Consider the following 12,810-nt stretch of genomic DNA (forward strand, 5'->3'; position numbering starts at 1 on the left):
TATTGATGGGATTGGTTTTTTGCTCTAACCTTAGGGTGATAGCTAGGGTTATTGGTGCGCTCAGGTTTTTTTCTGATTTTTACCACCAATTTTTAGGATATCACAAATACCCGTCTGTCGGTAACTAACCATTTCTCTTGAATCTGAGCTGATGCTAAGATAGGTGCGTTCTAGCATCATCTTTCTAGGCTTACTTTAAGTCAAACTGCGACCAAGTTAATCCTGGTCAGCAGCGCTTCTTGAGTTAGCTGACCAGCCTAAGACCTCTGAAGTCTCGGCCACTAGATTGTTTTCCTGCCCTGATTAAAAGTTACCGGTTTCCCATAGGTGTTTCCAACAACTAAGGAGTTTTTTATGAATGCTGTTCCTCGCTCTGCTCGTAGTCAAAGAAATCGGTCTCAGCAATCATTGGCTATTTCAAAAGACAAACGTTCTAGGATAGCACGACCACCAACACATACTATGATGTCACCGAAAAACCCTAAGCCAAAGGTTGAAAACGTGAGTGTTTTGCAGCAGCAAACACCAATTTTGTTGAAAGCCTTACTATTTTTAAAACTTGGCTCAGATATAGTAACATTTACACTAATTGCTACTGCTGTCACCGTTTATTCCTGGACAGTTTACAGCCAGCAACAATGGACCCAAGAGTATCGTAAGCTAGAGGAGCTGCAAAGAGATGAGCGCAATATGACAGCAACAACCGAAGTGATTAAAGATCAACTCGCTCAACAGGCTGAAAATCCAGCTACAGGGCTGGTTACTCCCAATCCAAGTAATACAATTTTTCTCAAACGAGCTCCTGAACGTCCTCAGCGCCAGCCATTTACCGCTTTCACGAAACCTCCTGAGCCAAAACCCAAGAAAATCACACCCCTGGGTTACTAGTTTTTTGCCTAGGTATAGGGCGAATGGGGGTAGGAAAAACTATGTTTAGGTATATTTATTTAAGTATATCTTTATAAGTATATTTATTGAAATACATTTAATTAAGTGTGTCTGTTTAAGTATATTTATTTAGGTATATTTGTTAAAAATGATAGTCAGGTAAAACCTTATGAAGCCCGGTAAGTCACTGGGAAACAACCGTTTGAGACTGCTAATGATATGGGTAATAATGATGGCAGGCGGCAGTGGGCTGTTGCTAAATTTATACCGTTTGCAAGTTTCAGAGGGATCGTCCCTAGAGGAAAAAGCACGGCGGCAGCAAATGGTCTATATGCGGCCCTTTGTACCTCGCCGTCCTATTGTTGACCGCAAGGGCAATGTTTTAGCCATCGACCGACCTGTCTATACCTTATATGCTCACCCGAAGTTGTTCAAAAAATCCTTACAGGAAATTGCTGCTTTGCTGGCTCCGATGATCAAAAAAACACCAACAGATTTGGAGGAGCTGTTCGGTAAACGTAAGAGTGGTATTCGCTTGGGCAATACGATCCCAGAAGCGATCGCAGACCAAATTGCTCGGTTGAACTTAGATGGTTTAGAGTTGATTCGACAATACTCCCGCTTTTATCCCCAAAATGAATTGGCATCAGATGTGGTGGGTTATGTAAACATTTTCGATCATCTGGGTCAAGCGGGTCTAGAATACACCCAAGAAAAGTTCCTAGAACGGGAGATAAAAAACATCCGACTGAGCCGTGCTGGCAATGGAGCCTTGATGCCAGGTCATGTGCCAGAAGGATTTATGCACCTTGATGACCTGCGGCTACAAATAACTATCGATAGTCGCCTGCAACGAGCAGCTCGCTCTGCCCTGAAGGAAACCATCAAGAAGTTTAATGCAGAGCGTGGCAGTATCCTAGTGATGAATGTAAACAATGGTTCGTTGTTAGCCCTAGTTTGTGAGCCAACCTACAACCCCAATCAGTACTCCAAATTCGATGTGAGTTTGTTTAAAAATTGGGCGCTGTCAGACTTGTATGAACCTGGTTCGACATTCAAACCCCTAAACGTTGCGATCGCATTAGAAACTGGTATCATTACAGCCCAAAGCTTGTTCAACGACACTGGTAAGATTCAAATTGGCGAATGGCCGATTCTCAACCATGACTATAAATCAGTAGGCGCTCGCGGGATGATCAATCCCACCAAGATTCTGCAACATTCCAGCAATGTGGGCATGGTGAGGATGATGAAAAAGATGAAACCTGAGGTTTACTATGACTGGTTAGAGAAGCTAGGCTTAAAGCAAAAAGTAGGAATTGAGTTACCAGCTGAGACGGCTGGACAGCTCAAAAGTAAGTACAAATTTAAAGTTTCCCCAATTGAACCAGCTACGGCTTCCTTTGGTCAAGGCTTTTCCTTAACCCCAATTCAGCTAACTCAGATGCTAGGTGCCCTTGCCAATGGCGGTAAGCTAGTGACTCCCCATGTGGTTCGCGGACTGTTTGACACCAAAGGGAATTCCCACTGGCAACCACGCCGTCCTGCACCGAGACGAGTATTTTCCCCCAACACTACTCGGACAGTGGTGGAAATGATGGAAACTGTAGTAACTGATGGTTCTGGAAAGGCATCCCGTATTCCTGGTTATCGGATTGGTGGTAAGACCGGTACGGCTCAGAAAGCCAGTCCTAATGGGGGCTATTACAGCGATGCCAAGATCACCAGCTTTGTGGGAATTTTGCCAGTAGAATCTCCCCGCTATGTCATCTTAGCAGTAGTGGATGAACCCCAAGGCAATGCCTTTGGTTCTACCGTAGCTGCACCATTAGTCAAATCAGTTATAGAAGCACTGATTGCCATTGAGCAGATTCCACCATCGTCTCAAAACTTCCGGTAGTAGGGCAACTTTGTTTTCAAATGAGTACAATTCAAGCTCTGGTTTGACTTGTCTGCACCTGTGCTAATAATTGATTAATGTTACTGGCTGCTGGTTTACAACTAAGTCCCTGACAAACTAAACCAATAACAGAATCTGGCAGATGGGTATCTAATTGATAAACACTGACGGGGAAATACCCACAGATCAGGGAGGTAAGTTGGTCAGCACCAGCGCGAATCAGAGTGCAATTGCGGTACCAATCTAAAGCAGTAAATATACTGGGACAGGATTGAGGGGATGTGTTGAGTACGCTACTAAATGCTTTCAAGGCTTCTTCTGCTCGGTCAAGGTATCGCAAATCTTCAGTGAGTAAAGCCAGACGTACTAGGTTAGCGATCGCTACGCCATTGGCAGATGGTGTCGCATTATCCGTATAACTACGCTCGTTTACTAACAGTTGATCACTAGGGTCACTGGCAGCATTATAGTAACCACCATTATCCACACTCCACAGCAATTCATCAAACTCCTCCTGAACCTTAACAGCTTTCTCTAACCAACTGGCCGGTGACAGGTTCATCGGTTGCAGATTTGAACCTTGGCCTTTTGCCCAAGGTTGTTCTACTGACAAACTTGCTTGATGTAAATCTAGCAAAGCTTTGATAAACAAAGCATAATCCTCAGACTGAGCCAGCACTGCCGGTTGACCATCATAGTTTAGTCGGTGGAATCGTCCTGCTACCCATTGATTATTGAGGATGAATTGAGCAGCAACAGTTGCTAGTTGCCAATAGTCCGGTTCAAGAAACACACTATAGGCTCGCGCTAGACCAGAAATCATTAAGCTATTCCAGGCAACAATCATTTTGGTGTCCGTTACTGGTGGAATTCTACCGAGCCAGTTCCGGGTTTTTGCCTCTTGATTGGTCTTGGCTGGTGGAAAGGTTTCCAGGAGATCCGGTTTGGCACCATAACGTGCTTCAAACAGTTTAGCCAAAGCAGCTTCAGTGTTCTGGGAAAACTGATCTGAGTAACGGCGCTGCAACACATTCTTGCCTTCAAAGTTGCCCTCTTTGGTCAGAGTAAATTCTTCCTGAATTGCTGTAAACTCCGATGGGCTTAGCAGTTGTTCTAGTTCTGAATAACTCCAGACATAAAACGCCCCTTCTTCAGGTTCACTGTCTGCTGGGGTCGCGAAATTATCTGCATCTTGAGCAGCATAAAAGAAACCATTCGGAGCGGTCATTTCCCGCTTGAGCCATTGAACTGTTCCTGCGATCGCTCGTTTAAAAGCGGCTTCCTGAATCCCTGCACTCCACAAATCTACCAAGTACTCCACAATCTGCCCATTGTCATAGAGCATTTTTTCAAAGTGGGGTACTGTCCAAGTGGGGTCAACTGTGTAGCGATGAAACCCCCCAGCCACATGATCGTAAATACCGCCCTTGGCTAAGTCTAGTCCCCGCTGTGCACAAGCCTGCTCTGGGGTATACTCCGATGCCCAATCGAAGCGAGTAACCCGTAGTGCCATACTGGCATAGGGAATCATGGGGAAACGTGGACCTGGATTGAGAGCATTAACGACACCCACACTAACTTGACCACCGATAAAGAGCAAATCATCACCAAGCTGCTCTGATTCGGGTAGTACTGCTGCCTGTTGGAGGTATCCCAGGATGTCTTCTTTGAAACTGTTAAGCTTACCTTTTTCTAAATCATAGAAGCGACGAATTGATTGGAGCAACTGCAAAAACCCCGGTCTTCCGTAGCGTGGTTCCACTGGGAAGTAGGTACCTCCATAAAAGGGTACCAAGTCATCCGGTGTCAGGAAAATATTAAGGGGCCAGCCTCCTTGACCTGTCATCATCTGCAATGCTAGCATGTAAATGCTATCAATATCGGGTCTTTCTTCCCGGTCTAGCTTAATCGGAAGAAAATTAGCATTCATATACTTGGCAATTGCCTGATTGGAAAACGCTTCGCCCTCCATCACCGTACACCAGTGGCAGCTAGAGTAACCGATAGACAGGAAAATTGGCCTATCTTGTTTTCTTGCTGTTAATAGCGCTTCTTCACACCAAGGCCACCAATCGATCGGATTTTCAGCATGCTTACGTAGATAAAGGCTTTGGGATTGGGCAAGGCGGTTAGTCATGACAGCTTCAGTAGTCGCTTCCCCTTCAGTCTACCTTGGTGAGTAGTGAATCATTGATGTATTTGTCGTTAGTTATTTGTCGTTAGTTATTTATAATTCACTCTTTGTTCTGAGGGCTAGCCACTGTTGACGATTTTCTCCAAATATCTGGCAGTATCTACAAAAATATGTTAGACAATGATTAGTTTTCTAGTGTCATTGAAAACATTCTGTAACTTGAATTGAAGCCGAAAACCAAAGCAAACCATGATAGTGGTTGCGTTTTCTATTAAACACAGATAATAGCGCCAAGAGCGGAACAAAACCGATCTTGGCCTTGGGAGATACCCCCTGGCTGCGAGAGCAGCTTGCAGAGCGTGGGCTAAAATCGGCAAAGTAGATTTTGGTAGCTAAAAAGTATCGGTAGATACAAATCACCCATGACCAATGATGAATCACTAGTAAACTTTGGTTTTAAACTTTGGTTTCCTCAAGAGTATTACCAAAGTAATGATGATAGTAATCATAGCTACCGGTAGTGTAACCTTTTAAACCATTAGCAACGATACCCAAAACTCTGCTATGAGCAATTCTCAATTCCGAGAGAGCTTCTTTGAACAAAATTTGCTTAGCTTTCCCTAAACCTACCACCATCAATATCCCATCGGTATTAGGCTCCAGAAGTCTAGCATCCGCCAGACCAAGTAGGGGAGGGGTATCAAAAATTACCAGCTCAAACCGCTCTTTGAGATATTGAACTAAATTCTCCATCTTTGGGGAATTGAGAAGCCTGGTGGGGTCGGGGGAAATTTGACCAGCACTTAGAACACAGAGATTTTCCTCTAGAGGCGATCGCTGAATAACATCATCAACCTTGATTTCGCTAGAAATAACATCGCTCAGTCCCCATAAATTAGGTAAATCCATCTTCTGATGAATCTGAGGAAAGCGCAGATTAGCATCCACCAGTAAAACCTTTTGCCCCATTGCTGCTGCTGCCAGGGCTAAGAATATAGCCGTAGTGGATTTACCATCTACTGGTTCAGCAGAAGTTACCACTATAGCGCTAATGGGTTTCTCAGAATACAGACATTGGAGATTAACTTGGAGAGAGCGAAACGCCTCTAAAACAGGAGAAATCTGGTAACTACCAGATCCCACACCGAGTTGTGGAGCTGAGGCTTCTGGCTCGGGTATTATGCCCACACCAGTAACGGTAGTGCATTTCTGGAGTTCTTTGTTAAAGGGGATTGTTGCTAATATTGGAAAGCGAGTATACTCTTTGATATCGTCAGTGCTGTTAAGTAAATGATGTAACTTTTCTGCTAAAAACCCAGCCGTGGCACCTGCAACTATCCCTGCGGCTGCGCTTAGGAGCAAAGTATCAGGCAAATTTGGGGATATTGGTTTTTCAGGTTGTTGCGGCTCAACAATTGTCTGCCAAGGGATACTGGTTTTAGCTGATTCAAGTTCCAAAGTTTCCCGAACTGACTCAAAGCGGTTTAGGCTTTCTGTTGCTACCTCAATCTTCTGCTTGAGTTCTGTATATCGATCGGCAATCACAGCTAGCTGTTTAAGTTTTTCACTGATCAGACTTTCCCCTTTAGCGATTGCGACCTGGCGCATCTCTAAAACCTTAATTTGGTTCGCTGTCTCTACTAGCTGCTGAATCAAATTCAGGCGAACTGTACTTGAGGAACCCGATTGAGCATTGCCACTCAACTCCTGAATACGGCTATTTATCACCTTTTCTGCTTCCTGGCTTAACAGGGGGAGTAAATTTTGCTGTTGTTGCCTTAATCCTTCAAAGGTAGATTGGTTTTCCTTGAACTCTGCTAAATCCAACACCATCTGACCTTCTACTTTAGAAAGTTGGTTGAGCAATTGTTGATAACGGGGTGTTGCGATCAGGTTAGCTACTGCTTCCGCTTGCTGTGAGGATAGCCCCAACTGACCTTTGAGTTTCCCATACAGTATAATCATGTCTCGCAGCTGAGTTTGGGTAGCTTGTCTGTGTTCGACAATAGCATTGACCCGATTCGTCAACAGTTCACCCTGAAGTTGTGGATTAATCAGGTTGTACTTCTGCTGGAGTTGCTGGAGTTGTAGCTGAAGCTGATTAATTTGTCCTTGTATTTTCGGCTGCTGATTCGAGACAAATTGAATGCCTTGTTTGATGCTAGCCTGTTGTTGTTGCTTAGAGTACTCGATGTAGCCCAGAGCAACCTTTTCCAAAACAAATTGAATTCTTTCGGGGTCTGAATCTTGGTAGGCAACTTCTAAAATTTTGGTTTCTCGCAGTCGGGATACCATCATTCCTTCCCGGAGAGTATGATAGTTTATTTCTGGATATTGGGTTTGAATTTGCTCCACAATCTCAGACATAACCTGAGGAGAGCTTAATACCTGAATTTGAGTGTCATAGTCGAAACTTTTAGTTGGAGCAGCAATGCTATGTACCCCGGGTTTTGCCTGCAACTCCAACGGGTCTTCACCAGATATGGGTTCGAGTAACAGCTGGAATTTGCCTTCATAGATCGGAACTGCACTTAAAGTTTTGGCAATAATTCCGGATGTCACAGTAAGGGCCACCCCTGCCATCAAGACAGCTCGACGACGAGCAGCAGCTAATATACGACGCAGATCGAGTTTGCTGGCTTCCAACTCATAGGCTCCTCCTGTTAGTTGTGGAGAAGATCGATACTGCTGTTGACCACTATGCTTAGATAGGGATGGCTTATAAGCTCCTTGGGAACCCATAATTCAAGTTCTTCTTGCTACTTGGGGATTGGGAATTGGAGATTGGATAACTGGTAGGATGCATAAACCCTAGTTACATGCTAGTTACAGGAACATCGGGAATGATTAGCCTGGTTTTGTGATCAATATCGATTAGCCCGAAGGGCTACGCTACGCGAACAGCAATAACCTTTTATTTTCCTTGCTTGAAGGTCAAAACAAGAAATTTAATGTAACATCATTCCGGACTCACGAAGCAATCGCTTGCCAACATATAGGATATCCAATTTACCAAACTTTCCCAATTTACAGATACAACAGTTATACCACCCATCAGGATGAATAGGACCCATGCAAAAAGGCAAAAGGAATACTAGGGTCGTAACTTAATCCTTTAACCTTTGACATCTATCCTGATTGCCACGGAATGAATGTGCCCAATAGATTTCAGGCACTAGTTGTTGCCAAATTCTCTGATTTGGCTTCCAGCAAGCTCTCATAGAGCTGACTCAGCTGATGGGCAACACCATTCCAGCTAAACATATTTTCTACCCTTGCTCTTGCCCCTAAGCCAAGTTGATTTTTCCAGTCGTGATCCGAGAGAATCCGATCGATAGCAGCCGAAAAAGCACCAGCATCTTTAGGTGGTGCCAGTAAGCCAGTTTCTGCAGATACAACGGTAAACTGAAGACCACCGACATCACTAGCTACCACAGGGGTGCCACTAGCCATGGCTTCGATGGCAACTAAACCAAAAGGTTCGTAGTGACTTGGTACTACGCAAACATCAGCTGCAGCGTAATAAGCTGGCAGTAGTTCATCAGGAATGCGTCCAGGAAATGTAGTGATAGTTTGCAGTTCTAATTCAGCTACAATCCCTTCAATGCGATCGCGTTCCATACCATCTTTCTCACCAGGACGAGAACCACCACCAATAATCAGCTTCAAGTTAGCATCACCCCGTAGCTGGGACGAACCAACAGCTCGAACTAGGGTTTCAATGCCCTTGCGTTCGTCAAACCGTCCCACGTAAAAGATGATTTTGTTTTCAGGGCTAAGTCCAAGTTTTTGCCGTGCTTCTAAGCGGTTAATCTTGCCAAATCGGTCAATGTCGGTACCACAGGGAATAATATCAATGTCGCCCTTACTTGAAACTAGCGATCGCATGTGTTCTTGTTCTTGGGGAGATGTAGCCACAATGCGTTCTGCTGTTTCTAGCACTGCTTTTTCTATCTCCAAGCGAGTAGCAGCAATCTTCGGAATTGTTTCTACTGACTCGTATTTAACTGCGCCTAGGGAGTGATAGGTGTGAAGTTGAATGAGCGATGCAGCGCGGTCTTGGGGAGGCAGCGCGGTCTTGGGGGTTCCCCCCATGAGCGACTGCCGTTGGTTTCCCCCACTCGCTATTGCATCAAGAAGGGATTGACGCTTCTTCCACTCCATACCCACCCAAGCCGAAAGCCAGTAGTTTGTATGTACTATTGAGTAGGTAATGCCTGATTGCTCCTGAAACTTAAGCAATTCGGTTAAAAACTCACCGCAGTATTCAAAAATCTCTTGCCGTGGCACAAATGCTTTTGGACCAGCAGTTAGGCGAATAGTGCGACAACCCGGAGTATGTTCAACAATTGTGGCTTGATTGGAACTGGAGAGGCGAGTAAACATATCGACCTGCCACCCCTGCTTAGCAAGAGCTTCACCCACTTGGCGCACATACACATTCTGTCCTCCAGCTTCTTCCTTACCGATTTCTATCGCTGGATCTCCGTGAACGGAGATCAGAGCAATGTGCTGTGTATTTTTCGTATTCATAGGCTTTTTTGATGTTGGAGCTTACAGAAGGTTTTCAGGTATGGGGAGTCTGACCTCTATCCGGCTAAACCCTCAGCGTCGAGCTTTTACACACTCACTTAACAAATTTTAACTTCTCAGGTGTGCTTAACACATCAGTGGATGGAAGTAAATAAATCTTAACAATTTATTTATATATAATGATAACTTAAGTCCGGCACTATATGGTAGCTTGTGTTAGCTTCTTGAAATGCTTCTGGGATTTCACACAGGTCTTTATAGCTGGCTGAATGTCCCTCACTTAAAAATAGTGCATCATTCAGCGATGCCTCAGGTGCGACCCGTGGCGAATTTAATTGGACGACTGTAAGCGCACCATTACGGTCTTGGGAAGGCAGCGCAGTCTTGGGGGTTTCCCCCATGTTTGTAGTAGTGTGAACGATCGCTGATGGTTTCTAATCAGAAAATTTACATTACTAGCAGTTGACAACTTCAAAAATGTGCTATTATGGATTGACATCACCTTGGAGAGGTGGCTGAGTGGTCGAAAGCGGCAGATTGCTAATCTGTTGATAGGTTCAGGCCTATCCGAGGGTTCGAATCCCTCCCTCTCCGTTGAGTATCCTCAACTGGCAAAAATAAAACTTTCGTTGCTTAGAAAATTTGATTAACTCTACCTAGGTCTTTGTAAAAAGGAGGCATAAGATGCGCCATCACGGTATCTTATCCCTCCTTTGCTTAGATCTGTCCCTTGTCTACCTATCAAAGTTAGAGAAGCTGTAACCAATGCCAAAGGAAATTCCGAGATCTGTGGCACCATCAACGAAAATTCCACCAGTTAAAGCAGCATTGGCAACAAAATTGGGTCCAAATGGCCAATCAACACCACCAGTAACGATTAAACCGACATTGTCCTCATCACCTGTAGAAAAAGCCAAACCAGCACCAGCAAAAGCTGAGTAAGTAGGCGGCTCAAACGGTTCATCCTGGAAAATAAAGTTGTAAGTGGCTGGGATCACAAAGGTAGCATCATCATTGATTAGTATGCTAGGACGCACTGATAGGGTGGGGGATAAATCGTATTTGCCGTTAATCATAAAGCCACCTCGACCAATATTGGTGCCATCATCAGTAAAACCGATATGACCGCCAATTCCGATATAGTTTCCAACCCCGAGGCTCTTGCCAGTAGGGTCAATGTTTCTTTGAGCTACAGGGGTGCCTACTTCATAGGAGGTTGGCTCTGAGGTGGGAGAGCTGGCTGGATCTAGTTGTATGTTTAGAGCTGCTACAGATGTCGCTAAAGTCCCTGGTCTCGGTGGAGCTACCACAGGATTATTGAACTCTTGAGAAGGTTTTTGGGATTGCTCAGTGATCGCTTCTAGGTCTTGTTTGGAGAGATTACCAGGATACTGGATAGTTTCTAAATTGGCTAATGGTACCTGCTTTTGTGTGACTGTATAGTCAGCAATTGGTGCAACTGAGCCATTGAATTGGGAGCGGTTGACCAATTCATTAGGAGACCCTACCGACTTAGTAGCACGAACCGCTGCTCCTATCCTGTCCAATTGCCCTAAACGGGAATTAGCTTGATGGTCAGTGATAGTGTTGAGATTGCCTGATAGCAGACTAGTTGGTCTGAAGATATTTTCAGGAGTCTGTGTAGTTTCCGGATTAAATCGATTAGGGTCAAGTGTGATGGTGGAAGCTGCTGCTAATTGCTTAGGTCTGACCGCTGCTGCTGTCTGGGTAAATTGCTTTACCGATGAATTATAGCTAGGTGTTTCAGCAGTAGCAGACAGCTGGTAACTGACCATCGTCAATACTGCCATACTCAGTTGCATCGAAAGGGTCTTAGGAAAATTACTCTTCACACTCACTCCTCAAAAACTACTTGGTCATTGGTTAGGGGTAACAAATTTAGCAGTTAGGCAAAAGCTAAAAGCTATATTTCTTGGTCAGTAACTTGTAGCTGCTAGCCATTGAGATCAGATAAGCTACTCAAGAACTTGAACCCAATCCTAGGATAGTCTACTCATCCGACCAACTTTACCAGATACAAAGAGCAGAATAACCTCATTTTGGCTTTTAGTTTTGCCCTGCGTAAACATCACTACTAACACAGGACTTAGCTATCTAAACCTCTAAAACCTCTGTAATTCTCTATTTTCGGTTGCCCGATCGGAAATTAGCGATTGGCGTTGGCTCCTGATTTTTCCTCTCTCTTGGTGCGCGTTCACGCTTGTCGGGAAACCCGACCGGGGTCGCACCGCTGAGTGGCGTAAGTCCACTTGCCAGATCCCGAGGCGCTCGATTAGAGTAACTTGATCATGAGGCAGTCAGGGAAAGGTTGGTCAACGGGCAACGGTTGATTTCACTGCTGAATCTTCCTAGTTGTTCATCCTTCTAGAAAAGGATCATAATCTGAGTGTAAGTTCCGCCTTCCTATACTATGGTTTTGCTTGAGCAATTACGAGCCAATGATTTAGAATACTACTGTCGTGGTAATCTCAACCTCTATGATTCGCCCAACTGTAAGGGTTTGACAACGCAAGCAGCTACAGGAAGGCACTTGCGGGTCAAGTCTGTCCCGCCTGTCGGTAATGCCTTAGAAGTACGTCTGTGCGAAGATAACTATTCTGGTTGGTTGCCTGTGTCGGATTTGGCTCTACTGGAGATAGCTAAGACTCCTTATCGCCCCATTTCTCTGTCTCCAGCTCAAATTCAAGCACGAATGAAAGCGGTGATTGGGTTTACTAAAGCAGCAATGGATCAAAATCCCTATTACCTTTGGGGGGGTACAGTAGGTCCCAACTATGACTGTTCAGGGCTGATGCAAGCAGCCTTTGCGGCATCGGGGATTTGGTTACCCAGAGATTCCTATCAGCAAGCAGCTTTCACCCAAACCATTAGAATGGAGCAACTACAACCAGGGGATTTGGTCTTTTTCGCTACCGGTCAAAAAGTTAACCATGTAGGATTGTATCTAGGTGATGGTGATTACATTCATAGTTCGGGTATTGATCATGGTCGAAATGGGATTGCAATTGACCAGCTTTCAGAACAAGGGGATGAGATAACAAAGTATTATTACCGACAGCGCTACGGAGCTGGGCGAGTTGTGACAAGTTATCAGCCCTAGTCACCTAGCACAATTATCTAGCACAATTATCTAGCACAGTTATCTAGCACAGTTATCTAGCACAGTTATCTACCACAGTTATTTACCACCGTACTGCTCGAAGAGAACATGCTAATCAGGCTTACTATAAAGCTCTCAGCAGGGCTTCAGGGCAAAAGACTAACAAACATTACCACAAAATGTCCTCACAATTTCCTTTACTCAGAGAAATCTTCTGAGCTTTCTAAAATATTC

At 44.6% G+C, this 12,810-nt stretch carries 7 protein-coding genes and 1 tRNA gene; 4 read left to right on the forward strand and 4 right to left on the reverse strand.

Features of this window, described 5'->3' with window-relative positions:
- Window positions 1-354 precede the first annotated feature (354 nt).
- Both F6K46_RS05155 and F6K46_RS05160 read left to right on the forward strand, forming a co-directional pair.
- Window positions 355-888: a hypothetical protein gene (locus tag F6K46_RS05155; RefSeq protein ID WP_293053472.1), complete on the forward strand. Its 534-nt coding sequence runs from the start codon at window positions 355-357 to the stop codon at window positions 886-888.
- Window positions 889-1,102: 214 nt separating this feature from the next.
- Window positions 1,103-2,788 (forward strand): penicillin-binding protein 2, encoded by a 1,686-nt coding sequence (locus F6K46_RS05160; protein ID WP_293116823.1) that lies wholly within the window; start codon window positions 1,103-1,105, stop codon window positions 2,786-2,788.
- A gap of 31 nt (window positions 2,789-2,819) precedes the next feature.
- Here the strand turns inward: F6K46_RS05160 and F6K46_RS05165 are convergent, their stop codons facing one another.
- From F6K46_RS05165 to F6K46_RS05175, 3 genes are all read right to left on the reverse strand, one after another.
- Entirely contained in the window at window positions 2,820-4,925 is a 2,106-nt protein-coding gene (locus tag F6K46_RS05165) for a thioredoxin domain-containing protein (RefSeq protein WP_293053466.1), read from the reverse strand.
- Between the two features lie 453 nt (window positions 4,926-5,378).
- Window positions 5,379-7,664 carry a polysaccharide biosynthesis tyrosine autokinase gene (locus tag F6K46_RS05170; protein ID WP_293053463.1) on the reverse strand — a complete coding sequence of 762 codons (2,286 nt, stop codon included), beginning with the start codon at window positions 7,662-7,664 and terminating at the stop codon, window positions 5,379-5,381.
- A gap of 426 nt (window positions 7,665-8,090) precedes the next feature.
- Complete coding sequence (locus F6K46_RS05175) at window positions 8,091-9,455, reverse strand: glycosyltransferase (protein ID WP_293053460.1); 1,365 nt, start codon at window positions 9,453-9,455, stop codon at window positions 8,091-8,093.
- A gap of 505 nt (window positions 9,456-9,960) precedes the next feature.
- On the opposite strand from F6K46_RS05175, the gene F6K46_RS05180 reads away from it, so the two are divergent.
- A tRNA-Ser gene (locus tag F6K46_RS05180) sits at window positions 9,961-10,049 on the forward strand.
- 140 nt (window positions 10,050-10,189) lie between these two features.
- Here the strand turns inward: F6K46_RS05180 and F6K46_RS05185 are convergent.
- Window positions 10,190-11,308 carry a hypothetical protein gene (locus tag F6K46_RS05185; RefSeq protein ID WP_143727857.1) on the reverse strand — a complete coding sequence of 373 codons (1,119 nt, stop codon included), beginning with the start codon at window positions 11,306-11,308 and terminating at the stop codon, window positions 10,190-10,192.
- 578 nt (window positions 11,309-11,886) lie between these two features.
- Between F6K46_RS05185 and F6K46_RS05190 the strand changes: the two genes are divergently transcribed.
- Window positions 11,887-12,576, forward strand: coding sequence for a C40 family peptidase (locus F6K46_RS05190; RefSeq protein ID WP_293053457.1), 690 nt, complete (start codon window positions 11,887-11,889; stop codon window positions 12,574-12,576).
- The last annotated feature ends 234 nt before the right edge of the window (window positions 12,577-12,810 follow it).

The organism is Moorena sp. SIO3E8, assembly GCF_010692445.1.
GTDB lineage: Bacteria > Cyanobacteriota > Cyanobacteriia > Cyanobacteriales > Coleofasciculaceae > Moorena > Moorena bouillonii.

Bases quoted from the DNA above. Each gene is read 5' to 3' on its own strand.
- F6K46_RS05165 (WP_293053466.1), bottom strand. From the start codon at position 4,925: ATGACTAACCGCCTTGCCCAATCCCAAAGCCTTTATCTACGTAAGCAT.
- F6K46_RS05155 (WP_293053472.1), top strand. From the start codon at position 355: ATGAATGCTGTTCCTCGCTCTGCTCGTAGTCAAAGAAATCGGTCTCAG.
- F6K46_RS05170 (WP_293053463.1), bottom strand. From the start codon at position 7,664: ATGGGTTCCCAAGGAGCTTATAAGCCATCCCTATCTAAGCATAGTGGT.
- F6K46_RS05190 (WP_293053457.1), top strand. From the start codon at position 11,887: ATGGTTTTGCTTGAGCAATTACGAGCCAATGATTTAGAATACTACTGT.
- F6K46_RS05160 (WP_293116823.1), top strand. From the start codon at position 1,103: ATGATATGGGTAATAATGATGGCAGGCGGCAGTGGGCTGTTGCTAAAT.
- F6K46_RS05175 (WP_293053460.1), bottom strand. From the start codon at position 9,455: ATGAATACGAAAAATACACAGCACATTGCTCTGATCTCCGTTCACGGA.